The organism is Amycolatopsis saalfeldensis (assembly GCF_900110575.1).
Classification (GTDB): domain Bacteria; phylum Actinomycetota; class Actinomycetes; order Mycobacteriales; family Pseudonocardiaceae; genus Amycolatopsis; species Amycolatopsis saalfeldensis.
On sequence record NZ_FOEF01000002.1, the window covers coordinates 475,348 to 501,047 of the forward strand.

A 25,700-nucleotide genomic window follows, 5' to 3' on the forward strand; every position below is an offset into this window, starting at 1 on the left:
GGCTTCGGTGTCGTTCAGGTGTTCGCCCATATCAGGGTGCGAACGGGGCGAAGCGGGCTTTCGCCTTTCTGCGGCGGAAAAACCGCTTCGTGCGCTCAGGGGCCGGTGGTGGCGCGCTGGGCCGTGCCGCCGGGCAGCGCAGCGAGCAGTGACTTGGTGTAGTCGTGCTGGGGGTCGAGCAGAACCTGTTCGACGGTACCGGTCTCCACCAGCTTCCCGCGGTACATCACCGCGACGCGGTCGGCGATGTTCCAGGCCAGCCCCAGGTCGTGGGTGATCACGAGGCCGGCCAGGCCGAGTTCGCGGCGCAGCCGCAGCAGCAGGCCGAGGATCTCCCCGCGCACGGAGGCGTCGAGGGAGGCGACCGGCTCGTCGGCGACCACCACCGACGGTTCCAGAGCGAGCGCGCCGGCGATGACGACCCGTTGCCGCTGGCCGCCGGAGAGCTCGTGCGGGAGCCGGTCGAAGAACTTCTCCGGCGGGCGCAGTTCCGCGGCCTCCAGCGCGCGGGCCACGATCGCGCGCTCGTCGGTGAGGCCGTGGATGCGCGGGCCTTCGGCCACGGCCTCGTAGACGGTGTGGGCGGGGTTGAGCGCGCTGGTCGGGTCCTGCAGCACGAGCTGGACCTGGCGGCGGTAGGCGCGCAGGCCGTCGCCGCCCGCGGGGATGGGCTTGCCGTCGTGGCGGACGGCGCCGGAGTCGGCTTTCTGGAGGCCGAGCAGGGTGCGGGCGAGGGTGGTCTTGCCGGAGCCGGACTGGCCGACGAGCGCGACGATCTCGTCGCGCCGCACGGCGAGGTCCACCCCGTCGACGGCGTGGATGCGCTTGCCCGTGCGGTCGCGGAAGGTGACGTGCAGGTCTTCGGCTTCCAGCAGTGGTGACCCGTCGTCGCCGGCCCGGTTTTCGGGCTCGGGCGGCAGCGGGGTGCTGGTGGCCGGGGCGAAGCGGGACACCGGGTCGCCGACGGTGGGGAACGCGGCCGCGAGCGCGCGGCTGTGCTCGTGCCGGGGTGAAGACATCAGTTCGGCGCTGGGCTGTTCCTCGACCACCTGCCCGTCGTACATCACGGCGATGCGGCGGCAGGTGGCGGCGAGCACGGACAGGTCGTGGCTGATCATGATCAGCCCGATGTCCTGCTCGGCGACCAGGCGTGACATCAGGTCGAGGACCTGGGCCTGGACGATCACGTCGAGCGCGGTGGTGGGCTCGTCGGCGATGACCAGGCGGGGCGAGCAGGCCAGCGCCATCGCGATCATCACGCGCTGTTTCTGCCCGCCGGACAGCTCGTGCGGGTACGCGCCGGCGCGGGAGCGGGGCAGGTCGACCTGTTCGAGCAGTTCGGCGACGCGGGCCTGGACCTGGGCCTCGGTGGGGGCCTTGCCTTCGGGCGGGTGCAGCCGGATCGGCTCGGCGATCTGCTCGCCGACGCGGTGGACCGGGTTGAGCGCGTGCATGGCGCCCTGGAACACCACCGACGCCTCGGCCCAGCGGACGGCGCGCAGCCGTCCCCAGCGCATCTCGGTGACGTCTTCGCCGTCGAGCAGGATCTCGCCGGTGATCTTGGCGCTGCGCGGCAGCAATCGCAGCACGCTCATCGCGACGGTGGACTTGCCGGAGCCGGACTCCCCCGCGACGCCGAGGGTGTCACCGGGGTCGAGGCGCAGGTCGACGCCGCGCACGGCGGGCACGTCACCGCCGCCGGTGGTGTAGGTGACGCCGAGGTTCTTGAGTTCGAGCAGGGCGGTCACGAGTGTTGTCCTTTGAGCCTCGGGTTCAGCACCGTCTCCAGCCCGCGGCCGACCAGGGTGAAGAACAGGACGACGAGCACGATCGCGATACCCGGCGGGAGCAGGTTCCACCAGGCGCCTCGGCTGACGGCGCCGTTGTTGAGCGCGGTCTCGAGCATGGCGCCCCAGGAGATGGAGGTGGGGTCGCCGACGCCGAGGAACGACAGGGTCGCGTCCGCGATGATCGAGTTGCCGACCACCAGGGTGGTGTTGGCGAGCACGAGCGGCATCACGCCGGGCAGCACGTGTTTGCCGACCACGTGCAGGTGGCCGCCGCCGAGCGCGCGGGAGCGCTCGATGTACGGGCGGCTCTCGATGGTGAGGGTCTGGGCGCGCACCAGCCGGGCGGTGCTGGGCCAGGCGGTGAGGCCGATGGCGACGATGATCGTCCACACGCCCTGGGGCAGCACCGCGGACAGCGCGATGGCGAGCACCAGTGACGGGAGCACGAGGAAGAAGTCGGTGAAGCGCAGCAGGACGGTGGAGACCCAGCCGCCGAAGTGCGCGGCGGTGACGCCGATGACGGTGCCGATCAGCACGCTGAGCACGGTGGCGGAGAACCCGACGAGCAGCGAGATCCTGGTGCCCCACAACGTCATCAGCAGCACCGAGCGGCCGTCGATGTCGGTGCCGAGCCAGAACTGCCCGTCCGGCGGGCTGAGCGGGTGGCCGGTGGCCTTGGTGACGTCGAGGCCGTCGGAGTCGCTGATCACCGGCAGCAGCAAGGCGAGCAGGACGGTGAGCGCCAAGAGGCACAGCCCGGTGAGCGCGGCCTTCTGCGTGGCGAACTCGTGCCAGGTGCGGGCGATGCCGGCGCGGCGGCGGCGCCACGCGATGGCGCGGGCGCTCTCGGCGGGTGCTGGCGCGGTCATGCGGTACGCACCCTCGGGTCGAGCACGCGGTAGAGCAGTTCCGCGAGCATGTTCATCAGGACGACGGCGCCGGCGAGGACGACGAAAACCCCTTGCAGCACCGGCAGATCGGGGCCGTGGAGGGCGTCGTAGGTCAGCTGCCCGAGGCCGGGCCAGCTGAACACGGCCTCGACCGTGACGGCGCCGGAGACGACCATGCCGAACTGCATGAACACCAGGGTCACGGTGGGCAGCAGCGCGTTCGGCACGGCGTGGTGGCGGCGGACCAGGTCCTCCCGCAGGCCCTTGGCGCGGGCGGTGGTGAGGTAGTCGGAGTTCATCTCCCCCAGCAGCGAGGACCGCATCACCAGCATGTACTGGGCGTAGAACACCGCGAGCAGCGTGACGCACGGCAGGACCAGGTGGTGCAGGACGTCGAGGCCCTGGGCGAAGAAGCCGGGCCCGGCGTCCGGGGAGTGCATGCCGCGGCTGGGGAACACCCCGTTGGTGACGACCAGCAGCAGCAGGCCGAGCCAGAACTGCGGGACCGACCACAGGGTGAGCGCGATGCCGGTCTGGGCGCGGTCGAAGAAGCTGTCGCGCTTCCACGCGGCGCGGATGCCGAGCCACAGGCCGAGCGCGACGGCCAGCACGGTCGCGCTGCCGACGAGCAGCACGGTGGGCCAGAGCCGTTCGCCGATCATGTCGAGCACCGGGCGGCGCTCGATGTAGGAGGTGCCGAAGTCGCCGCGGAACAGGCCGGCGAAGTAGTTGCCGAACTGGGCGAGCACGGGCTTGTCGATGCCGAGCTGCTGGCGTAGTTCGGCGATCTGGCCGGGGTCGGTTGGCCGTTCGCGGACCATGAACGCCACGGGGTCGCCCGGCAGCAGCCGGAACAGGAAGAACCCGAGCACGATCACCAGCACGATGCTGGCGGCCGCTTCGGCGACCTTGGTGAGGACGAACCGGAGGGTGCCGGTCCCGCCCCGGCGCTCGTCGGGGTCGACGAGCGCCGAGGCCTGGCCGGAGGTGAATGCCTGGGACAAGAGGTGCTACTCCCGGTCGTCCGCGGACTTGCCGCGGCGGCCGATCAGCACGCCGCCGCCGACGAGCACGATCACCACGACGACGCCGATCACGATCCACAGCACGGTGTTCGAGCCGCCGCTGTCGGCCGCGGCCTCGGCACCGGCCGGGACGGCGCCGTAGACGCCCCAGTAGCCGGTCTGCTCGAGGATCGCGCCGTCGGGCTGGGGCTGCTTGGTGAAGCTGGAGAACTTGTCGGAGCGGTAGGCCTCGAGCGAGTTGTCGTAGTCGAGGACGACGTTCACGGCCTGGCTGTAGAGCCGCGCCTGGGCCTGCTTGACGTAGCCGGCGCGGGTGGCCGGGTCGGTGGTGGTCAGCTGCTGGGCGTAGAGGGCGTCGTACTGCTGGTCGCAGAAGAACGTGTCGGTGGTGGCGCCCTTGCCCTCGGCGTTCGGGCGGCCGGCGCAGGTGTGCAGGGCCAGCGCGTAGTCCGGGTCCGGGTTGGTGGCGTAGCCGGAGATGGCGAGGTCGTAGTTGCCCGCGTTGGTGCGGTCGTTCAGCTCCTCGTCGGAGACCAGCTCCTGCTTGACCGAGATGCCGATGTCGTGCAGCCAGCCGCTGACGTACTGGGCGGTGCGCTGGTCGAACGGCCGGTTCGCGTGGCCGGTGAGGCGCAGCTCGAGGCGTGCGCCGCCGGGGGCGACGCGGACGCCGTCCTTGCCCTTGACGTAGCCGGCCTGGTCGAGCGCGGTGTTGGCGGCGGCGATGTCGAACTTCGTCGCCTCGCCGGCCGGCGGGTCCCAGTGGTAGGTGGAGTAGATCGGCGGGATGACGCCGCCGCCGAGCTGGCCGTAGCCGCCCATCACCTTGTCCACGATGGTCTTCGGGTCGATGGCCTGGACGATCGCCTTGCGCAGCCGGATGTCCTTCAGCGCCGGGTTGCCGTTGCCGATCGGCTTGTTCTCGTTGTTCTCGACGCCGAAGTTGAGGTTGATCTCGTTGTAGCGGCGGCCGGGCGCCTTGTTGGTGGCGATGTTCGGCTGGCCCTGCAGAGCGTCGAACTGGGTCGGGGTGAGCCGGTTGATCACGTCGACCTCACCCTGCTTGAGGGCGTTCACCGCGGACTCGACGTCCTTGAAGATCAGCAGCTGCAGCTCGTCGACCTTCGGCGCGCCGCGCCAGTAGTCCTTGTTGGCCTTGAACTTCAGGTACTCGTTCTGCTTGTACTCGGTGAGCTGGTAGGGCCCGTCGCTGACGCCGACCACCGACAGGTCGTCGGTCTTCGGGTCGTTCAGGTCCTTGATCGGCGCCCACACGTGCTCGGGCACGATCGGCACGTCGAGCAGGGCCATGCTGGACTGCACGGCCTTGGTCTTGATCACCAGCGTGCTGTCGTCGGGCGCGGTCACGGTCTGGAAGTTGGCGACGTAGTTGCCGTTCGCGGTGCGCGCGGTCTCGTCGGTGAGCATCCGGTTGAACGTGAACGCCGCGTCCTTCGCGGTGACCGGCTGCCCGTCGGTCCACTTGGCGTTCTGGCGGATCTTGAACGTCCAGGTCAGCTTGTCCGGCGAGGTCGTCCACGATTCGGCCAGCGCGGGCGAGGCCTCGGCCTTGTCGGCGGACGGGATGGTGAGGAACTCGTAGATGAACCGGCCGACCTGGGTGGACGCCGCGAGTGACGCGGTGAACGGGTTCAGGTGGTCGATCCCGGTGGTCAGCGCGACCCGCAGCACCTTCGGCTGCGCGGGCTGCTGCTGGTGCGCCGGCTGCTGCGCGGCGGCGGTGCCCGCCAGCGGCAGCATCACCAGTGTCCCCGCCGTCAAAACCGCGATCACGCGGCTCACCCCGGATTGAACGTGCTTGATCCGCACTTGTAGACCACCCCATCGTCTAGCCCCGAGCCACCCCAAGGCCGAAAAGTAACCACATACCGACGCAAGCGCGCAATATGTTGCGGCGACGGTGCGTGCTCGATCGTTATGCACCGTGCGCGGTGACCCTACGTGACCTTCGGAGTGCCGCGACAGGCCGGACGTAGGATGACTAGAGTGCCCCGCATGCGGATCATGATCTCGGCGGACATGGAAGGCGCCACCGGCGTCACCTGGACCGACGACGTCGTGCCGGGCACCGGGCAGTGGCAGCGGTTCCGGCGCCTGTTCACCGGCGACGTCAACGCGGTGCTGGCGGGGCTGTTCGAGGCCGGCGCGACCGACGTGCTGGTCAACGAGGCGCATTCCTCACAGCGGAATCTGCTGCTGGAGGAGCTGGACCCGCGGGCGCGGATGCTCACCGGGCGGCACAAGCCGCTGTCGATGATGCAGGGCATCGATTCCGGCGTCGAGGGTGTCGTCTTCCTCGGCTACCACGCGGGCGCGGGGTTCGACGGCGTGCTGTCGCACACCTATCTGGAGAACCAGATCACCGGGGTGTGGCTCGACGACGTGCCGGCCAGCGAGGGCCGGCTGAACGCGGCGATGGCCGGCGAGTACGGCGTGCCGGTGCTGCTGGTCAGCGGCGACGACCGGACCTGCGAGGACGCGCGGGACTACTCCCCCGAGGCCGAACTGGTCCAGGTCAAGGAGTGCGTGAGCCGGTACGCGGCGATCTGCCTGCCGCCGGCCCGCACCGCGGACCTGCTGAAGGCGGGCGCGGCGGAGTCGATGGCGCTGGCGGGCCGGGTGGAGCGGGCGCCGGGGCGGCACCGGATCGAGGTCGAGTTCGACGCGAGCCATCTGGCGCAGGCGACCGCGGTGATCCCGACGGTGGAGCAGATCGGCACCCGCCGGATCGGGTTCGACGCGCCGAGCATGACCGAGGCGATGAAGGCGTTCAAGGTGGTCACGGCCATCGCGGCCGGGGCGGTGCAGGGCATTTATGGCTGACTCCACAGTGGACTCCCCGGCCGAGGGCACTGTCGGTGCGGACGTGGTGGCGTTGTGCGCGGACCTGATCCGGTTCGACACGACCAACCGCGGTGGCGGCGACGCGGAAGGCGAACGGGACGCGGCGGAGTACGTCGCGCAGTTCCTGGAGCGCCAGGGGGTTCCGGCGAAGATCGTGGAATCGGCGCCGGGGCGGGCGAACGTGCTCGCGCGGATCCCGGGCACCGACCCGTCACTGCCCGGGCTGCTGGTGCAGGGCCATCTGGACGTGGTGCCGGCCGACGCGGCGGACTGGTCGGTGCCGCCGTTCTCCGGCGAGGTGCGCGACGGGTTCCTCTGGGGCCGCGGCGCGGTGGACATGAAGGACTTCTGCGCGATGGTGCTCACGGCCGTCGCGTCGGGGCTGCGGCCGCGCCGGGACCTGGTGCTGGCGTTCGTGGCCGACGAGGAGGACAAGGGCGATTTCGGGGCGCACTGGCTGGTCGAGGCGCACCCGGAGTTCTTCGAGGGCTGCGCCGCGTCGATCAGCGAATCCGGCGGCTACACCTATCACGTGCCGGCCGCCGACGGCCGGACCGTGCGGCTGTACCCGGTCGGGACGGCGGAGCGCGGCACGGCGCACCTGCGGCTGACCGCGCGCGGGCGGGCCGGGCACGGTTCGCGGCCCAACGACGAGAACGCCGTGACGATGCTCGTCGGCGCGCTGCAGCGGATCGCCGCGCACCGGTGGCCGGTGCGGCTGACGCCGACGGTGCGGGCGTTCCTGGAACGCACCGGTGAGGCGCTGGGCGTGCCGGTGGACCTGTCCTCGGGCGAGGCGGTGGACGCGACGGTCGCGCGGCTCGGCCCGGCGGGTTCGCTGGTGGTGCCGACGGTCCGCAACAGCACCACGCCGACGATGCTGTCCGCCGGCTACAAGGTGAACGTGATCCCGTCGACGGCGACCGCGCAGGTGGACGTGCGGGTGCTGCCGGGCGCGGAGGACGAGCTGTTCGCGGAGCTGGACGGGCTGCTCGGCCCCGGGGTGACGCGCGAGTTCGTCGCGCACCAGCCACCGGTGCAGGCGCCGGTGGACTCCCCGTGGTTCGACGCGATGGCGGCCGCGCTGCGCGCGGAGGACCCGGACGCGGTGGTGGTGCCGTACTGCATGGGCGGCGGAACGGACGCGAAGGCGTTCACGAAGCTGGGCATGGCCTGTTACGGCTTCGCTCCCCTGTGGCTGCCGCCGGGCTTCCCGTACCGCGCGATGGCGCACGGCGTGGACGAGCGCGTGCCGGTGGAGGGGCTGCGCTTCGGCACGCGGGTGCTGAAGCGGTTCCTGGAGTCTTGCTGAGGTCGTTCAGGGGCGCCAGGCGCCGGGCAGGTTCCGCGGATGGGTGCGGGTCAGCTCGGCTTCGAGCACGGTCTGGCGTTGTTCGGCGGCTTCGGCGGCGGGCAGGCCGAGCCGGTCCGCGATCCGCTCCCAGGACCAGCCCTGGCGGCGGGCCTCGGCGATGAACGCCGGTTCCGACTGGTCCACGACGCGGCGGGCGATCACGATCTCGTGTCCCCATTGGCTGAGCACCTCCGGCGGCACGTCGTGACCCAGCTGGGTGGCCAGCTGCATCTTGGTCAGCCGATCGGCACCCCCGGAGGCCAGCTTGGTCCCGCTGAGCCAGCGGTCGACCGGATTTCCCGTCATGTCAGGCCTCCCGGGTGAACTCGGCCCACCAGCGGCGGCCGTCGCGGATGCGGTCGAGGGATCGGGCGGCGACACCGTCACGGGCGAAGGACTCGACTTCGGCGCCGTTGAGCGGCCAGGGCGGGCCGGCCCAGGTGGTCAGGTCGATGCTCTCCTCGGCGACCGCGCTGACGAGAGCGAGGCCGCCGGGGGCGACGAAACCCGAGACCGACCCGATGGCAGTGCCGCGCACGTTCTTCGGCAACGACTGCACAGTGAGGATTTCGACGACGAGGTCGAACGCGTGGCGCCATTCCGGGGGCGGGTCGAGCAGGTCCGCGGTGCGGTAGGCGACGCGGGTGTCCGGGAAGCGGTTGAGCACGGCCTTGATCGCGCTGGGCGAGACGTCGAACGCCGCGGTGTCGTAGCCGCTTTCGGCGAGCAGCTCGGCGTCGTCGCCCATGCCGCAGCCGACCACGAGCGCGCGCTTGCCGTCGCCGGGGTTGTCCCGCGCCCACGCCGCCAGTTCGAGGCACGGCTCCCCGCGGAACCACGGCAGCACGGCGTCCCCGGCCTCCGCCGCGGCGTACAACGGTTCGAACCACCCGCTGGGATCCCCGGCGGCCAGCGCCGTCTCGGCTCGCCGGCGGGCTTCGACATCGGGGTCGCTCGGATCTTCGGGCATTGTTCCCTTATACCGGGGACAGGCGGCGGGCGCCGGGAGTTCGATAGGGCATATGGAGCGCCTACCTGACATTCACACCAGCCTGCTGATCCGCACGGACTTCACCGACCAGGACGCGTGGGACGCCGTCCTCGAAGCCGTCCGGACCCCGAGCGAGGAGGGTTTCCTGGCGAACCTGCACGTGGTCGAGGACCCGGCGTACCGGGACGCGAGCGCCGGGCAGCTGGTCGCGCTGGCCCCGGAGTGGGCGCTGCTCGTGCTCGCCGACCGGGCCGCGCTCGCGTCGCCGGAGCTGCCGCTGCTGGTCGTGCGAGTGAGCCCCCGGGAGAACGGGCAGCTGCGGGTGATCCCGGCGCAGCTGTGGTCGGTGGAGAACAACATCTCGCTGGCCAATATGGACTGGGCGGAGTTCACTTCCGCGGCCGGCGCGGACGGCGTCTACCGCGGGTTCGGCGGCTGAGCCGCTTCCCGGCCGGGGAGGGGTCCCGGCGGCCGCGGCTAGCCTGCCCGCAAGTCGTCCCCGGGAAGGAGCGGATCAGTGGCCGGAAGGCAGCTCAGGATCGCGCAGGTGATCATGTTCGCGCAGGCCGTGGCGTCGCTCGGGATCTGGGTCGTGCAGGTGCTGACGATCAGCGACCGCCTCGGCCACGGCCAGGACGTCGACGGTTCGGTGTGGCTGGTGATCGTGGTCAACCCCCTGATCGCGATCCTCGTCGCGCTCGCCGCGGGGTTGCTGACCCGGCGTTCGTGGGCGCGCGGGCTCGCCCTGTGCATGGAGACGGTGGGCGCCGTGAGCGCGGTGGTCAGCGTGACGACCGGCTACTACCAGGCCGTGGTCGCGATCCTGCTGGCGATCGGGGTGATGGTGCTGGTCGCCTCCGGCACCCGGCGTTCCGCGCAGGCCGCGTGATGAGGACCAGCCCAGTGAAAGGCCTTGCCGTGTCCCGGTTCCGCCTGGCCGCCCTCGCCGCCGTTGTCGCCCTGGTCGCCACCGGCTGCGCCGGTCCGCCGCCGGAGGTCTGCGACCAGTACGTGTGCGAGACGCCCGGTTACTGGCCGAGCACCGGCACCCAGATCGAGAACGGCTTCGTGGCCGTCCTGAGCGCCATCGGCGTGGTCCCGGTCGTTCCCCGGAGCGCGAACGGCCCCGCTCGCCGGACGACGAAGATCGGCGGGTAGCGGCCGGGCGCACCAGCCCGGTTACGTCCGGCGTTGTCTGTTTCCGGCCAGGTTGCCGTCCCGGACTTGACATCGATGTCACACGCGGGTTTCGCTTGCCGCGCGCCGCCGCCGGGTGTCCGGTGTGCGCGGGCGCGTGAAGACCGTCCCGACAAGCTGGGAGCAACGATGCCCCGAAGCGCCAGACCCGTCCACGCCGTGCTGGTCGCGGTGGTGGCGGCGGCCGGACTGGCCGCCCTGCCGGTCACCGCGGCCACCGCCGAGGCGGCCGCCCCACCGGACTTCTCCTCGTCGTTCGAGCCGAGCGACCCGCAGCCGACGTGGCAGGACACCGTTGACACCGACGCGGCGGGCAAGCCGCGGGCGTCCGGCGTCAACGGGGCGAACGGCACCGCGATCCCGGGTGACATCCGCGGCAAGGTGACCGACGTGACCGCGAGCAGCGAGAACACCGACGGCGGTGAGGTCGCGGCCAACCTGGTCGACGGCACCACCGACACCAAGTGGCTTTCGTGGGACCCCGCCGCGTGGGCGCAGGTGACCCTGTCGGAGCCGACGCTGATCACGCACTACGCGATCAGCTCGGCCAACGACTTCGCCGGCCGCGACCCGCAGGACTGGACGCTGCAGGGCTCGAGCGACGCGAAGTCGTGGACGGACCTGGACAAGCAGTCCGGGCAGACGTTCGAGAACCGCCTCCAGCAGAAGGACTACAAGCTGGCGGCCCCGAGCGCGCCGTTCAAGTACTACCGGCTGAACGTCACCCGCAACCACGGGGACACCGCGCTGCAGCTCTCGGAGCTGTTGCTGGCCAACGACGATCCGGCCCCGCCGCCGCTGCCGAACATGCGCAGCTTCGTCGATTCCGGCCCCACCAGCGGGTACACGAACAAGAACCGGGTGGGCTTCACCGGCAAGAAGGCGTTCCGCTACTCCGGCAGCCAGACCGTCGCCGGGCACGGCTGGTCGTACAACAAGATCTTCGACGTGAACATCCCGGTGGTGGCCTCCACCGAGCTCTCGTACAAGGTGCAGCCGCAGTTCGTCACCGGCGACCTGAAGTACCCGAGCACGAACGTCGCGATCGACCTGGCCTTCACCGACGGCACGTACCTCAGCTCGCTGGGCGCGACGGACCAGTACGGGTTCCCGCTTTCGCCGCAGGGGCAGGGCGCGAGCAAGGTGCTCTACGCCAACCAGTGGAACCTGGTGCGCTCGGCGATCGGCACGGCCGCGCAGGGCAAGACGATCGCCCGGATCCTGGTGGGCTACGACAACCCGAACGGCCCGGGCACGTTCCAAGGCTGGCTGGACGACGTGAAGGTCTCGGCCACGCCGACGCCGCCGGCCAGCACCCGCCCGAGCGACAACGTGCTCACCACGCGCGGGACGCTCGCGAACAGCACCTTCTCGCGGGGCAACAACTTCCCGGCGACCGCGGTGCCGCACGGCTTCAACTTCTGGACGCCGGTGACCGACGCCGGGTCGGCGAGCTGGCTGTACAACTACCACTCGCAGAACAACACCGACAACCTGCCCGCGTTGCAGGCGTTCAGCGTGAGCCACGAGCCGAGCCCGTGGATGGGTGACCGGCAGAGCTTCCAGGTGATGCCGTCGGCGGCGGCCGGGGTGCCGGACGCGGACCGCAACGCGCGGGCGCTGGCGTTCAAGCACGACGACGAGGTCGCGCGGGCGCACTACTACGGGGTCACGTTCCAGAACGGGATCAAGACCGAGATCGCGCCGACCGATCACGCGGCGGTCATGCGGTTCTCCTTCCCGGGCAACGACTCCAGCCTGATCTTCGACAACGTCAACAACTCCGGCGGGCTCACCCTCGACCCGGCCACGGGCACCCTGAGCGGGTACACGGACGCGAAGAGCGGCCTTTCGGCGGGCGCGGGGCGGATGTTCGTCTACGCCACCTTCGACAAGCCGGTGACGGCCGGTGCGAAGCTGACCGGGCAGGGCCGGGACAACGTCACCGGGTATATGCGGTTCGACGCGGGCGCGGACAAGACCGTGACGATGCGGATCGCGACCTCGCTGCTGAGCGTGGACCAGGCGAAGAAGAACCTGGCGATGGAGGCCGGGCCGAACGTTTCGTTCGACCAGGCGCGTGACGCCGCGCAGCAGGCGTGGGACAAGCAGCTCGGCGTGATCGAGGTGCAGGGCGCGTCGAAGGACCAGCTGGAAACGCTGTACTCGAACCTCTACCGCCTGTTCCTCTACCCGAACGAGGGCTTCGAGAACACCGGCACCGCCGACAAGCCGGTGTACAAGTACGCCAGTCCCGTGTCGCCGAAGGCGGGCGCGGACACCGCGACGCAGACAGGCTCGAAGGTCGTCGACGGCCAGACCTATGTGAACAACGGGTTCTGGGACACCTACCGCACCACCTGGCCGGCGTACTCGCTGCTCACGCCGGACATGGCCGGGAAGATGGTCGACGGCTTCGTGCAGCAGTACCGCGACGCCGGGTGGATCGCCCGCTGGTCCTCCCCCGGTTACGCGGACCTGATGACGGGCACGAGCTCCGACGTCGCGTTCGCCGACGCCTACCTCAAGGGCGTGACGAACTTCGACGTCAAGTCGGCCTACGAGGCGGCGGTCAAGAACGCCACCGTGACGCCGCCGAACTCGGCGGTCGGGCGCAAGGGGCTGGACCAGTCGATCTTCCTCGGCTACACGCCGAACTCGACCGGTGAGGGCTTCTCGTGGGCGATGGAGGGCTACGTCAACGACTTCGGCATCGCGAACCTGTCGAAGAAGCTGTACGACCAGGCGCCGGCGACCGACCCGAAGAAGGCGGAGTACCAGGAGAACTACCAGTACTTCACCAGCCGCGCGCAGCAGTACGTGAACCTGTTCGACCCGAGCGTCGGGTTCTTCCAGGGCAAGGACGCGAACGGCCAGTTCACCAAGTCCAAGGCCGACTACGACCCGCGCGTGTGGGGCGGGGACTACACCGAGACCGACGGCTGGAACATGGCCTTCACGGTGCCGCAGGACGGTCAGGGCCTGGCGGACCTCTACGGCGGCAAGGACAAGCTGGCGAACAAGCTGGACCAGTTCTTCGCCGACCAGGAGACCGCGAACTTCCCCGGCTCCTACGGTGGCGCGATCCACGAGATGCGCGAGGCGCGGGACGTGCGGATGGGCCAGTACGGCCACTCCAACCAGCCCTCGCACCACCTGCTCTACATGTACGACTACGCGGGTCAGCCGTCGAAGACGCAGGCGAAGGTGCGTGAGGCGCTCTCGCGGCTCTACACCGGCAGCGAGCTGGGCCAGGGCTACGCGGGCGACGAGGACAACGGCGAGATGTCCGCGTGGTACGTGTTCGGCGCACTGGGCTTCTACCCGTTGCAGATGGGCAGCCCGAACTACGCGATCGGGTCGCCGCTGTTCACCAAGGCGACCGTGCACCTGCCCGGTGGCGACCTGGTGATCAACGCGCCGAAGAACAAGGCGAAGAACGTCTACGTGCAGGGCCTGAAGGTCAACGGCAAGGCCTACACCTCGACGTCGCTGCCGCAGGACCTGCTGGCCCACGGCGGCACGCTGGACTTCGACATGGGCCCGAACCCGTCGAAGTGGGGCACCGGCCCGAACGACGCGCCGAAGTCGATCACCACGGGCGACACTCCCCCGACGCCGCTGCACGACGAGATCGGTCCGGGCAGGGGCACGCTGTCCACTTCGGACGGTTCCGACGCCAAGGCCCTGGTGGACAACACCTCGGCCACCGAGGCGAAGGTGACCGGAGCGGTGCAGTACCAGCTGAACTCGACGGACGAGGCGGTCACGCACTACACGCTGACCTCGCCGAAGGGCGCGGGCGATCCGAAGAGCTGGGTGCTGAAGGGCTCCTACGACGGGAAGACGTGGGCGGTCGCCGACCAGCAGACCGACCAGGCCTTCTCGTGGCGGCAGCAGACCCGCGCGTTCGCGGTGAAGAACCCGGCGCACTACGCCTACTACCGGCTGGAGGTCACCGCGACCACCGGCGGGACGGCGTCGCTGGCGGAGTTCGAGCTGCTGGGCCGCCCCGACGCGTCGTGCACGAAGACGCTGACGGGGGTGCAGAACGGCCCGCTGACGGTGTCGAGCGGCACGGTGTGCCTCAACGGCGCGACGGTGTCCGGCCCGGTCACGGTGTCGGGCGGCGCTTCGCTGGTGGTCCGCGGCGGCTCGATCTCGGGCCCGTTGTCGTCGACCGGCGCGGCGCAGGTGGTGCTGAACCGCACGAAGGTGTCGGGCCCGGTGGCCATCACGGGCACCACGGGTTCGGTGTCGATCGAGCTGACCACCATCGGCGGCCCGGCGACCCTGGTGGGCAACCACTCGACGGTGCTGGCGAGCAGCACCGTCGGCGGCCCCCTGGCCTGCACCGGCAACACCCCGGCGCCGACCGACAACACCCTCGCGAACACGGTCCGCGGCCCGTCCGCGGGTCAGTGCGCGAAGCCGTAACCGGCTGAACCAACGGTGGCCCCTTCCCGATCCCGGGAGGGGGCCACCGTCGTGTCCGGGTCGATGCGCAGCTCGTCGCGATCCCCGGCGCGGACGGTGGCCGCGGCCGCCGACATCGCCAACGCGGTCCTCTACCTCGCGAGCGACCTGTCGCCACCGGCGCGGACATCCGCGGCGACGGCGGCCTGACCGCCGTGATCAACCCGGGAGCCGACCCGGAATGACCAAGGCCGGCCACCTGCGCTGACGATCGGGGCCCGCGCCACGCGCGAGACGATCACCGGGTGCCCGGCCGCCCGAGCGATTACCGTGAGCGCGTGACGAGCGCCGGGTTCTTCTCCTCCTTCGAAACCGGTGAACCACAGCCGGTCAGCACCGGCCTGCGAGTGGGCCGCGGGCCAGACCGGTCGCCGACCGCGAAGACCGGCGTCGGGTTCACCGGGCTGCGCGCGCTGCGGTACGGCCGGCCCGGCCGCGCCGTGCTGTTCGAGGTGGACCTGCCGGTCACCGCCCACAGTGCACTGTCCTACGTGGTCTTCCCGGTCGGTGAGCGGCCCGTGCCGTCCTACCACGCCACCTTCGTCGCGCTGGACGTCGAGTTCGACGACGGCACCACCGCCGGGATCTCCGCGGCCGGGCAGGGCCGGGGCAAGACCCTGCTGGTCGACCAGTGGAACCTGGTCCGCCACCCGCTCGGGGCGTTCGCCGGGCGCCGGATCCGGCGGATCGTGCTGGTCACCGAGCCGCCCGGGGGCGAGGCCGTCGAAGGCTGGCTCGACGACGTCCGCGTCGCCGAGCACCACACGCCCGCCCAGGACCCGGTCGACCACGTCCGCACCACCCGCGGCACCCACTCCGGCACCGCGTTCTCCCGCGGCAACACCTTCCCCGCCACCGCCGTGCCGCACGGGTTCAACTTCTGGACCCCGGTCACCGACGCCCGCGCGCTGAACTGGATCTACTCCTACCACCGGCACAACGACGCGCAGAACTCCCCGCGGCTGCAGGCGTTCGCGCTCAGCCACCAGCCGAGCCCCTGGATGGGCGACCGGCACACGTTCCAGCTGATGCCCGGCACCGGCCCGGTCGAGCCGAACCCCGCCCGGCGCGCGCTCGCCTTCTCCCACGACGACGAGACCGACCGGCCGCACCACTACGGCGTCCGCTTCGCCGGCGGCGTCACGGCCGACCTCGCGCCGGCCGAGCACGCGGCGATCTTCCGGTTCACCTTCCCCGAAGGCCGCGGCTGGGTGCTGTTCGACAACGCCCGCAACCGCGGCGGCCTGCGCGTCCATCCCGGCAGCGGCGTCGTCACCGGCCACACCTGGGTGCGCAGCCGGCTGTCTGCCGGGGCTCGGCGGATGTTCGTCTACGCCCAGGCCGACGCCCCGGCAACCGGCGGCGGCCACGTCCGCCGCCCGCCCTGGCGGACCGTCACCGGCCGCCTGAGCTTCGACGCACCCGAGGTCACCCTCCGGATCGCGACCTCACTGATCAGCCTCGCGCAGGCGAAACGCAACCTGGAGCTGGAAATCCCGGCCGGCACCACCTTCGAGCAGGTCCGCGACCGCGCCCGCGAACGCTGGCAGGAACTGCTCGGCCGCATCGAGCTGGACGGCGCCACCGACGACCAGCGGACCACCTTCTACTCCAGCCTCTACCGGCTGTTCCTCTACCCGAACACCGCCCACGAGAACACCCCCGACGGCATCCGCCACGCCAGCCCCGTGCGGCGCAGCCTCCGCCCCAGCACCCGCCGCCGCACCGGCGCCCGGATCGTCGACGGCGAGCTGTACGTCAACAACGGCTTCTGGGACACCTACCGCACCACCTGGCCCGCGTACGCGCTGCTCGCCCCCGAACGCTGCGGCCGCATGATCGACGGCTTCGTCCAGCAATACCGCGAAGGCGGCTGGATCGCCCGCTGGTCCTCCCCCGGCTACGCCGACCTGATGACCGGCACCAGCTCCGACGTCGCCTTCGCCGACGCCTACCTCAAAGGCGTCCGCAGCTTCGACGTCGAATCCGCCTACGACGCGGCGCTGAAGAACGCCACCGTCGCCCCGCCCCGCGCCGGCGCCGGCCGCAAGGGCCTCGACCGCTCATCGTTCCTCGGCTACACCCCGACCTCGGTGCGCGAAGGACTGTCCTGGGCCCTCGAAGGCTGCCTCAACGACTTCGGCCTCGCCAACCTCTCCGACGCCCTCGCCCGCGAAAGCGAAGGCCCCCGCGCCCGCCGCTTCGCCGACAACGCCGCCTACCTGCGCCAACGCGCCCAGCACTACGTACACCACTTCGACCCGCGCATCGGCTTCTTCCAGGGCCGCACCCTCGACGGCGGCCGCCACTTCCCGCCCGAGGGCTACGACCCGCAGACCTGGGGCGGCGACTTCGTCGAGACCAACGCCTGGAACACCGCTTTCTCCGTACCCCACGACGGCCCCGGCCTCGCCGCCCTCCACGGCGGGCCGGCCGGGCTCGAAGCCAAGCTCGACGAGTTCTTCCGCACCCCCGAAACCGGCCGCAAACCCGGCTCCTACGGCGGCCTCATCCACGAGATGACCGAGGCCCGCGACGTCCGCATGGGCCAGTACGGCCACTCCAACCAGCCCTCGCACCACATCCCGTTCATCTACGCCTTCGCCGGCGCCCCAGCGAAACTGCAGCGCACCGTCCGCGAAGTCCTGCGCCGGCTCTACCTCGGCAGCGAACTCGGCCAGGGCTACCCGGGGGACGAGGACAACGGCGAAATGTCCGCCTGGTATGTCTTCAGCGCACTCGGCCTCTACCCGCTGGCCGTCGGCACCCCGCGCTACACCCTCTGCGCACCCCTGTTCCAGACTGCGACCCTGCACCTGGAAAACGGGAAGGACCTGGTCATCCGAGCACCCGGCGCCACGACGGACACCCCGTACGTCCACGGCCTCACCATCGACGGCACCCCGCACCCGGCGCCGACGGTCTCGCACGCCGTGCTCACCGGCGGCGCCGTGCTCGAGTTCGACGTCCGCGCCGAGCCCGGCACCTGGGGCGCCGAACCCGTCACGGCGGTCCCGCCCGCGCCGTTGACCGACCTGCGCGGCACCGTCCACAGCCCCGACGGCCCCGCGTACGCGCTCATCGACGACACCAGCCGCACCGAGGCCACCTTCACCACCCGCACCCCGGCCGTCGAATTCCTCGTCGACGGACCGCCCCGCGAAGTCACCATGTACACGCTCACCTCCGGCGCCCGCACCGGCGACCCGACCGGCTGGACCCTCGAAGGCTCCGCCGACGGACGACGCTGGACCGTGCTCGACGAACGCTCCGGCGAGCTGTTCCGCTGGCGCCGCCAGACCCGGCCGTTCACCCTCGCCACGCCCGCGGCCTTCGCCCACTACCGCCTCCGCGTCACCGGCTCCACCCGCCGTCGCGTCACCCTCGCCCAGTGGGAGCTGCTCGCCCGATGATCGCCGACCTCCGCAACGCCGCCCTCGACCGGCTCGCGGCCGCCGACCCCGGCTTCATCCGGCTGCGCCTCGCGGGCTCCGCCGTGCTCGGCATCGTCATCGCGATCCTCGCGCTGCAGCCACTGGGCTACCCGCTCACCATCAGCCTCGTCGCCGCCATCGCCGCCATGATGAGCGCCTTCTCCGTCAACGACCCCACCACCGGCGGCCAGGCCGTCACCCTCGGCCTCGCCGCCCTCGTCGGCGCCTCCTCCATCACCCTCGCCAGCCTCGGCGCCGCCTACCCGCCACTCGACAGCATCATCTTCGTCCTGCTGATCTTCATCGCCGTCTACGTCCAGCGCTTCGGCCCCCGCGGCACCGCACTCGGCTCGATGATGTTCTTCCTGTTCTTCTTCCCCATGTTCCTGCAGGCCCACCTCAAGCAGGTCCCGCAGCTGATCATCGCCATGCTCATCGGCCTCGCCGCGAACGCGCTGGTCCGCTTCGTCCTGCTGCGCCGCAACGCCGAGAGCGAGTTCATCCGCATCCGCCGCGCCTTCCGCGCCCGCGTCGCCGCCGCCGTCCGCGCCACCGAGTCCTCCATCGCCAACGCCGGCGGCGACCGCGCCGACCGCCAGATCCGCACCGCGCTGGCCCGCCTCCACGAATCCGTCCTCCTGATCGAGGACAACGCCCCCGACGTCGTCGACGAGCGCAAGGCCGACCAGCTCCGCCGCCGCGCCATCGAGGTCGAACTCGCCGTCCAATGGCTCACCATCACCGTGCAGCGCACCTGCTCCGAAAGCCTCCACACCGGCGTCGCCGAAGACCTCCTCGGCCGCCTCGCCAAGTTCCGCTCCCTGATGGAACGCGACCCGCGCGAACTCCCCCTGATCAGCGAGACCGGCGAATACAGCCGCATGCTCGTCGAAGGCAGCCGCATCGACCGCAACGCCAAACCCGGCGACGGGGTCCGCCGCGCCATCGCCGAGCTCGCCGTCGCCGACGACCGCGCCCAGCGCGTCGCCGCGAAGGACGGCGGCGTCGACTTCTCCCTCGACGACACCGAAACCGACGAACCCGAGCCCACGAAGGTCTTCGCCTACGACAACCAGACCCGCAGCGCCATCCAGGCCGTCGTCGGCGGCGGGCTCGCCGTCCTCGCCGGCCAGCTCATCTCCCACCAGCGCTGGTACTGGGCCGTGCTCACCGTCTTCGTGGTGTTCATCGGCACCTCCAGCGCCGGCGCCCGCTTCGTCAAAGGCGTCCGCCGCACCGCCGGCACCCTGATCGGCATCGTCGGCGGGGTCGTGCTCGCCCTGCTCGTCAGCGGCGACACCGTCGCCATCCTCGCGCTGCTCATGGTCTGCGTCTTCGGCATGGTCTACATGTCCCGCGTCTCACAGTTCCTCATGGCGTTCTTCGTCACCAGCATGCTCGCGCTGCTCTACAGCCTGCTCGGCACGTTCACCATCCAGGTGCTCTGGATCCGCGTCGCCGAAACCGCCGCCGGCGCCGCGTCCGGACTGCTCGCCGCCCTCGTCATCGTCCCCGTCCGCACCCGCTCGGTGATGCTCGACGACATCGCGCTCGTCCTCGACGAACTGCACGAGTTCCTCGAATCCGCCGAACGCCTGCTGTCGGGCCGCGACAACGTCAACATCATCGAGATGTCCCGCGACCTCGACCGCGCCGTAGAACAGGTCCGCAAGACCATCGAGCCCCTCACCCACCCGATCAACCTCCGCAGCGCCCGCCGAGACTACGGGTGGCACGTGCTCACCACCCTCGAAGGCATCGCCTTCCGCGCCCGCCACGTGGCCGCCCGCGCCCAGCCCGGCCAGCTCGACGGCCCGGTCGCCGAACGCCTCGACCGGTTCACCGGCCGCATCCTCGCCAACGTCGACATCATCGGCGACGCCGTCCGCCACCCCAACACGACCCCGCCGAAGAAACTCGTCCGCGACGACGGCACCCCGGTCGCCGACCGCATCGACGACGCCGAAACCCGCGCCGTGCTCTCCAGCCTCAGCCATCTCGACGAGGGCCTGATCGCCCTCGGCCGCGTCTTCACCGTCGAAGCCACCGAACCAGCCGCGGCCGACCGCAGCTGAACGCAACGGCCTGAACCGCGCGGGCGAAGAGTGACTGGACGCACCCGAACGGCGAACGCCGGGAGGGCTAGCATCACTTTCACTAGCCAAAGCCGTCTCAAGCTGGAGAACCCGCTATGACCCAAGCCCCTGTCAACGTCACCGTCACCGGTGCGGCCGGCCAGATCGGCTACGCGCTGCTGTTCCGCATCGCGTCCGGTCAGCTCCTCGGCCCGGACACCCCGGTGAAGCTGCGGCTCCTCGAGATCCCGCAGGCGGTCAAGGCGGCTGAGGGCACCGCGATGGAACTCGACGACGGCGCGTTCCCGCTGATCGCCGGCATCGACATCTTCGACGACCCCAAGCAGGCCTTCTCCGGCGCCAACATCGCGCTGCTCGTCGGCGCCCGGCCCCGCAGCAAGGGCATGGAGCGCGGCGACCTGCTCGAGGCCAACGGCGGCATCTTCAAGCCACAGGGCGAAGCCATCAACGCCGGCGCGGCCGACGACATCCGCGTCCTCGTCGTGGGCAACCCGGCCAACACCAACGCCCTCATCGCCCAGTCCCACGCGCCCGACGTGCCGGCCGAGCGCTTCACCGCGATGACCCGCCTCGACCACAACCGCGCCCTCGCGCAGCTGTCGAAGCGCCTCGGCGTGCCCGTCACCGACCTCAAGAAGGTCGCCATCTGGGGCAACCACTCCGCCACCCAGTACCCGTCCATCGCGCACGCCGAGGTCGCCGGCAAGAGCGCCGTCGAGGCCGTCAACGACCAGGCCTGGCTCGCCGACACCTTCATCCCCACCGTCGCCAAGCGCGGCGCGGCGATCATCGAGGCCCGCGGCCTGTCCTCGGCCGCCTCGGCCGCGTCCGCCGCCATCGACCACGTCCACACCTGGGTCACCGGCACCCCCGAGGGCGACTGGACCTCCGCGGGCGTCGTCTCCGACGGCTCCTACGGCGTTCCGGAAGGCCTCATCTCGTCGTTCCCGGTCACCGCCAAGGACGGCAGGTACGAGATCGTCCAGGGCCTGGAGATCGACGAGTTCTCCCGCCCCCGCATCGACGCCTCCGTCGCGGAGCTCGCCGAAGAGCGTGACGCGGTGAAGAAGCTCGGCCTCATCTGAGCCTGATCCGACCCGTCGAAGGCCGCCCGGCACCGTCCGGGCGGCCTTCGACGTCGCTAGGGTCGGCGGATGCCCCGACTGATCCACCTCAACGGCCCGTCCGGCATCGGGAAGTCCACCGTGGCCCGGCTTTACGCCGACCGCCACCCCGGCGTCCTCGACCTCGACACCGACCAGCTGCTCCCCCTGATCGGCGGCTGGCGCGACGACTTCTGGGCCACCCTGCCCGTCGGCCGCCGCCTCGCCGTGGCCATGGCGGAAACGCACCTGCGGGCCGGCCACGACGTCGTCCTGCCCCAGCTGGCCACCGCGCTGGACGAGGTCGAAGGCTTCGAAGCCGCCGCGCTCGCCGCCGGTGCCGAGTACCGCGAAATCGTCCTCACCGCACCGAAACAGCACGCCTTCGACCGCTACTCGGCCCGAGCGTCCGTTGTGGACTCCAGCCCGCACCGCCAGATCGACGACATCCTCGCCGAGCACGGCGGGCTCCGGCTGCTGGACCGGATCCACGACCACGTCGCCGGCTACCTCGCGCTCCGGCCCGCGTGCACGGTCCTGGACACCGAGGGCCTTGATCCCGAACAGACCTATGCCGCGGTCGAGACTTCCCTTTCGTGGCGGTTCTTTTGAAGGTGAGTGGCCTGTTTGGCCGAGCCGATTTTCTCCAGTACCGGCCCGCCGTATAGGTCGTTATACACTCTAAGTGTGAGCTGGCCGGTGAGACTGTGATCGTTACGGGTGCCTCGTCCGATATAGGCGAATGCCGTGCTGCGCACCGGCGAGGACACCTTCGACATCCCGCACGGCCCGGAGCAGCCGGACCTCGCCCGCGCGTCCGGCTGACGGCGGCCTCTACGCGGGCAGCACCCGCACCCCACCGGCTTCCAGGGCGCGGTGGGCGCCGGCGATGTCGGACAGCGACGGCAGCGGGTGGTCGGTGTCGAAGGCGATCGTCACCATCCGGCCGCGAGGCGAGAGCAGCCGCCGGTACGTCGGCAGGCCGGTGCCGGTCGTGCTCAGCACCACGTCGAACGAGCCCAGTGCCGCCGGGTCCGCGCGGCGGTAGTCGTGTGCCTCGTCCGCGCCCAGCTCCCGCACCAGGTCGACGGTGCCGGCCCCGGTCAGCGCCGTCACGTGCGCGCCCATCGCGTGCCCGAGCTGCACGGCGATGGCGCCGACTCCCCCGGCCGCGCCGCGCACGAGCAGCCGCTCCCCCGCCTTCAGCCGGGCCTTGTCACGCAACGCCGTGATCGCCGTGGTGCCCACCGGCAACGCCGCCGCCTCGACCAGGTCCAGTCCCTTCGGCGCCAGGGAAAGCCGGTCGGGGTCGACGGCGATGTACTCCGCCGCCACCCCGCCGGCGCGCCGCAGGCCCCACACCCGGTCGCCGACCTCGAGCCCCGGCGCGGCGGACGCGATCTCGCCGGTGAAGTCCACCCCGGTGGCCATCGGGAACTTCCGGCCGGTCAGCACTTTCACCCGGCCCGCCCTGATGTGCAGGTCACCGCCGTTCACACTCGTCGCGTGCACCCGGACCAGCACCTGCCCCGGTTCCGGCACCGGCTTCGGGACCCGTGCCTCGTACAGCACCTCGGCGGGCCCGTAGCGGTCGAACCGGGCCGCGCGCATCGTCTCGCTCACTTCTCTTCCTTATGTGGAACGTGCCTTCCAGTTACTTGCTAAGCTAACGCGTCAACTGGAAGCTGCCGTCCACTTCGGCGGAGGTGAGAGCAACGCCCGCGCAGACCTCTCAGATGCTGCGCGCCGACGCGCGCGAGAACCGCACCCGGGTGCTCGAAGCGGCCCGCGAGCTGTTCGCGCGGCGCGGCATCGACGTGCCGATGACCACCATCGCCCGGCACGCGGGCGTCGGCGTCGCCACGCTGTACCGGCGGTTCCCGACCCGCGAAGCGCTGGTCACGGAGGTGTTCACGGACGAGCTGGCCGCGTGTGCCTCGGTGGTCGACGACGCGCTCGCGGACCCCGACCCGTGGTACGGCTTCAGCCGGATGATCGAGAAGGTCTGCACGATGCAGGCCACCGACCGCGGCTTCACCGAAGCCTTCCTCACGGCCTTCCCGCACGCCGTCGACTTCGAACGCGAGCGCCGGCGGGCCGAGCAGGGCTTCGCCGAAGTCGTGCGGCGCGCCAAGGCTTCGGGCGAGCTGCGCGCGGACTTCCACCCCAGCGACCTGACAGTGGTGCTGCTGGCCAACTGCGGCGCCACCACCAGGATCGACCCGGCCACCGCGGCGACCACCTCACGCCGGCTCGTGGCGCACTTCCTGCGCGCGTTCCGGACCGGCTCGTCCGATGAGGACACTCCCCTGCCACCTCCGGCCCCGCTGGGACTGGACCAGCTGCCCCGTCAGCACTGCCCGGGTCCACAAAGGACCCGGGCAGTGTAGGACGTTATACAGCTGGCTCAGGCACCGGCGAGGCCGCGGCGCTTGAGCAGCGGCTCGATCTCCGGCTCGCGGCCGCGGAAGGCGCTGAACGCCGCCATCGGGTCGACGCTGCCGCCGCGGCCCAGGAGGGTGCCGCGGAAGTGGTCGCCGTTCTCGCGCTTGAGGCCGCCGTTCTCGGTGAACCACAGCACGGTGTCGGCGTCGAGCACCTCGCTCCAGATGTAGGAGTAGTACCCGGCGCTGTAGCCGCCGCCGAAGACGTGGTTGAAGTACGTGGTCCGGTAGCGCGGCGGCACGCTCTCCAGGGCGACGCCGGCCTTCTCCAGCGCGTCCGCCTCGAAGCGCTGGACGTCGTCCACGCGGTCGTCCACGCCGAGGCGGTGCCAGGCCAGGTCGAGCAGCGACGCGGCCAGGTACTCGGTGGTCTTGAAGCCCTCGCCGTACTGCGCGGCGGCTTCCAGCTTCGCGACCTGCTCGGCCGGGAGGGGCTCCCCCGTCTCGTGGTGCTTCGCGTAGTTGGCGAGCACCTCGGGCCACAGCATCCACATCTCGTTGACCTGCGAGGGATATTCCACGAAGTCACGCGGCACGTTGGTGCCGGAGAACGTCGGGAACTCCACTCCGGACAGCAGCGAGTGCAGCGCGTGCCCGAACTCGTGGAACGCGGTGGTGACCTCGTCGAAGGTCAGCAGCGTCGGCTCCCCCGCCGGCGGCCGGTTGACGTTGAGCACGTTCACCACGACCGTCTGGGCGCCCAGCAGCCCGGACTGGTCCACGAAGTTGTTCATCCACGCGCCGCCGCGCTTGGACTCGCGGGCGTAGTAGTCCATCAGGAACAGCCCGAGGCCGCTGCCGTCGGCGTCGAAGACCTCGAAGATCCGCACCTCGGGGTGGTACTTCGGCAGGTCGTGGCGCTCGGTGAAGCTCAGCCCGTACAGCCGGCTCGCGGCGAAGAAGACACCGTCGTGCAGCACGCGGTTCAGCTCGAAGTACGGCCGCAGCGCGGCGGTGTCGACCTGGAAGCGCTCACGGCGGACCTTCTCGGCGTAAAACGCCCAGTCCCACGCCTTCAGGGTGGCGCCGGGGACGTCGGCCTCGAGGTGGCGCTGCAACTCGGCCGCCTCGGTGCGGGCGTTCGCGACGGCGACCGGGGCCAGGCGCTCCAGCAGCCCGGTGGCGGCTTCGGCGGTCTTGGCCGTCTCGTCCGAAATCACGTACGCGGCGTGGTCCGGGTAGCCGAGCAGGGCCGCGCGCTCGGCGCGCAGGCGGACGATCTCGGCGGCCACCGCGTTGTTGTCCTGCTCGTTGCCGCGGTTGCCACGGGACACCGAAACGGTGAAGACGCGCTCGCGCACCGCGCGGTTCTCCAGCGACTCCAGGGCGGCCTGCGCGGTCGGCAGCGTCAGGCTGAGGACGTACTTGCCCTCCTCGCCGCGGTCCGCGGCGGTCTCGGCGGCGGTCGCGATCGTACCCGCGTCCAGGCCGGCCAGCTCGGCGGCGTCTTCGATCACCACGGCCAGGTCGTTCGTGTCGCGCAGCAGGTTCTGCTGGAAGCGGGTCTGCAGGGTGGACAGCTCGCCGTTGAGCTTGCGCAGCTGCTCCTGGTCCGCCTCGGGCAGGCCCGCGCCGGCGCGGCTGAAGTCGGTGTGGCGGCGCTCCAGCAGCCGCAGCGACTCCGCGTCGAGGCCCAGGCTTTCGCGGCGCTCGTACAGCGCGCTGATCCGGGCGAACAGCCGCGGGTTCAGGTGGATCGCGTCGGCGTGCGCGGCCAGCCGCGGGGCCAGCTCGGCCTGGATGTCCTGGATCTCGTCGGTGGCGTTGGAGCCCACGATGTTGAAGAACGTGCCGCCGACGCGGTCGAGCAGGTCACCGGCCCGCTCCAGCGCGACGACGGTGTTCTCGAACGTGGCTTCTTCGGCGTTGCCCGCGATCTCCTCGATCTCGGCGCTGTGCCGGCTCAGCCCTTCTTCGAACGCGGGGCGATAGTGCTCCACCGCGATCCGGTCGAAGGGCGGCAGGGCGTAGGGCAGCTCGCTCGGTGCGGCGAACGGGTTCTCCGGCGACATCATCGGGTTGTGCTCCTGGTTCT

Annotated in this window: 20 protein-coding genes; 12 read left to right on the top strand and 8 right to left on the bottom strand. The window is 71.0% G+C overall.

The window, feature by feature from the left end:
• Window positions 1-95: 95 nt before the first annotated feature.
• Genes nikE through BMY97_RS06355 form a run of 4 tightly spaced genes read right to left on the bottom strand, consistent with a single transcriptional unit; the run spans window position 96 to window position 5,466 of the window.
• Entirely contained in the window at window positions 96-1,748 is a 1,653-nt protein-coding gene (gene nikE / locus BMY97_RS06340) for a nickel ABC transporter ATP-binding protein NikE (protein WP_091613853.1), read from the bottom strand.
• Window positions 1,745-2,659, bottom strand: a complete 915-nt coding sequence (locus BMY97_RS06345) for an ABC transporter permease (RefSeq protein WP_091613855.1) — start codon at window positions 2,657-2,659, stop codon at window positions 1,745-1,747. The genes nikE and BMY97_RS06345 overlap by 4 nt, the downstream gene beginning before the upstream one ends.
• A complete protein-coding gene (locus tag BMY97_RS06350) occupies window positions 2,656-3,684 on the bottom strand; it encodes an ABC transporter permease (RefSeq protein ID WP_091613858.1) in 1,029 nt (342 codons plus the stop codon). Before BMY97_RS06350 ends, BMY97_RS06345 begins: the two co-directional genes overlap by 4 nt.
• A 6-nt stretch (window positions 3,685-3,690) precedes the next feature.
• A complete protein-coding gene (locus tag BMY97_RS06355; RefSeq protein WP_091614609.1) occupies window positions 3,691-5,466 on the bottom strand; it encodes an ABC transporter substrate-binding protein in 1,776 nt (591 codons plus the stop codon).
• Between the two features lie 255 nt (window positions 5,467-5,721).
• Here BMY97_RS06355 and BMY97_RS06360 point away from each other — a divergent pair, with 255 nt between their 5' ends.
• Both BMY97_RS06360 and BMY97_RS06365 read left to right on the top strand, forming a co-directional pair.
• A complete protein-coding gene (locus BMY97_RS06360; RefSeq protein WP_091613861.1) occupies window positions 5,722-6,549 on the top strand; it encodes a M55 family metallopeptidase in 828 nt (275 codons plus the stop codon).
• The gene (locus BMY97_RS06365) at window positions 6,542-7,882 is read left to right on the top strand and encodes a M20/M25/M40 family metallo-hydrolase (RefSeq protein ID WP_091613863.1); all 1,341 of its coding nucleotides are present in this window, start codon (window positions 6,542-6,544) and stop codon (window positions 7,880-7,882) included. Before BMY97_RS06360 ends, BMY97_RS06365 begins: the two co-directional genes overlap by 8 nt.
• Window positions 7,883-7,888: 6 nt before the next feature.
• On the opposite strand, the gene BMY97_RS06370 is transcribed toward BMY97_RS06365, so the two are convergent.
• Together BMY97_RS06370 and BMY97_RS06375 are read right to left on the bottom strand one after the other, a co-directional pair.
• Window positions 7,889-8,230: a hypothetical protein gene (locus BMY97_RS06370; RefSeq protein ID WP_091613866.1), complete on the bottom strand. Its 342-nt coding sequence runs from the start codon at window positions 8,228-8,230 to the stop codon at window positions 7,889-7,891.
• 1 nt (window position 8,231) lies between these two features.
• Entirely contained in the window at window positions 8,232-8,894 is a 663-nt protein-coding gene (locus BMY97_RS06375) for a class I SAM-dependent methyltransferase (protein ID WP_091613869.1), read from the bottom strand.
• Window positions 8,895-8,946: 52 nt separating this feature from the next.
• Here BMY97_RS06375 and BMY97_RS06380 point away from each other — a divergent pair, with 52 nt between their 5' ends.
• From BMY97_RS06380 to BMY97_RS06415, 9 genes are all read left to right on the top strand, one after another.
• Window positions 8,947-9,354: a DUF6924 domain-containing protein gene (locus BMY97_RS06380; RefSeq protein ID WP_091613872.1), complete on the top strand. Its 408-nt coding sequence runs from the start codon at window positions 8,947-8,949 to the stop codon at window positions 9,352-9,354.
• Window positions 9,355-9,432: 78 nt separating this feature from the next.
• Window positions 9,433-9,804, top strand: a complete 372-nt coding sequence (locus tag BMY97_RS06385; RefSeq protein ID WP_091613875.1) for a hypothetical protein — start codon at window positions 9,433-9,435, stop codon at window positions 9,802-9,804.
• Between the two features lie 14 nt (window positions 9,805-9,818).
• Window positions 9,819-10,073 carry a hypothetical protein gene (locus tag BMY97_RS06390; protein WP_143086136.1) on the top strand — a complete coding sequence of 85 codons (255 nt, stop codon included), beginning with the start codon at window positions 9,819-9,821 and terminating at the stop codon, window positions 10,071-10,073.
• 168 nt (window positions 10,074-10,241) lie between these two features.
• On the top strand, window positions 10,242-14,549 hold the full coding sequence (locus BMY97_RS06395; RefSeq protein ID WP_091613881.1) for a GH92 family glycosyl hydrolase: 4,308 nt from the start codon (window positions 10,242-10,244) through the stop codon (window positions 14,547-14,549).
• A 51-nt stretch (window positions 14,550-14,600) separates the two neighbouring features.
• Window positions 14,601-14,738 carry a hypothetical protein gene (locus tag BMY97_RS46885; protein WP_177231209.1) on the top strand — a complete coding sequence of 46 codons (138 nt, stop codon included), beginning with the start codon at window positions 14,601-14,603 and terminating at the stop codon, window positions 14,736-14,738.
• Window positions 14,739-14,866: 128 nt separating this feature from the next.
• Window positions 14,867-18,001 (top strand): GH92 family glycosyl hydrolase, encoded by a 3,135-nt coding sequence (locus BMY97_RS06400; RefSeq protein ID WP_091614611.1) that lies wholly within the window; start codon window positions 14,867-14,869, stop codon window positions 17,999-18,001.
• Window positions 17,998-20,097, top strand: coding sequence for an FUSC family protein (locus BMY97_RS06405; RefSeq protein ID WP_091613883.1), 2,100 nt, complete (start codon window positions 17,998-18,000; stop codon window positions 20,095-20,097). The genes BMY97_RS06400 and BMY97_RS06405 overlap by 4 nt, the downstream gene beginning before the upstream one ends.
• Window positions 20,098-20,213: 116 nt before the next feature.
• Window positions 20,214-21,203, top strand: a complete 990-nt coding sequence (locus BMY97_RS06410) for a malate dehydrogenase (RefSeq protein WP_091613886.1) — start codon at window positions 20,214-20,216, stop codon at window positions 21,201-21,203.
• 69 nt (window positions 21,204-21,272) lie between these two features.
• Window positions 21,273-21,833 (top strand): P-loop nucleotide/nucleoside kinase family protein, encoded by a 561-nt coding sequence (locus BMY97_RS06415; protein ID WP_091613889.1) that lies wholly within the window; start codon window positions 21,273-21,275, stop codon window positions 21,831-21,833.
• 222 nt (window positions 21,834-22,055) lie between these two features.
• Here BMY97_RS06415 and BMY97_RS06420 read toward each other — a convergent pair whose 3' ends face one another.
• Window positions 22,056-22,844, bottom strand: a complete 789-nt coding sequence (locus BMY97_RS06420; protein ID WP_342744004.1) for an NADP-dependent oxidoreductase — start codon at window positions 22,842-22,844, stop codon at window positions 22,056-22,058.
• Between the two features lie 113 nt (window positions 22,845-22,957).
• Here BMY97_RS06420 and BMY97_RS06425 point away from each other — a divergent pair, with 113 nt between their 5' ends.
• Entirely contained in the window at window positions 22,958-23,611 is a 654-nt protein-coding gene (locus BMY97_RS06425; RefSeq protein ID WP_091613891.1) for a TetR/AcrR family transcriptional regulator, read from the top strand.
• A gap of 17 nt (window positions 23,612-23,628) precedes the next feature.
• Here the strand turns inward: BMY97_RS06425 and BMY97_RS06430 are convergent, their stop codons facing one another.
• Window positions 23,629-25,680: a M3 family metallopeptidase gene (locus BMY97_RS06430; RefSeq protein WP_091614616.1), complete on the bottom strand. Its 2,052-nt coding sequence runs from the start codon at window positions 25,678-25,680 to the stop codon at window positions 23,629-23,631.
• Window positions 25,681-25,700 lie beyond the last annotated feature (20 nt).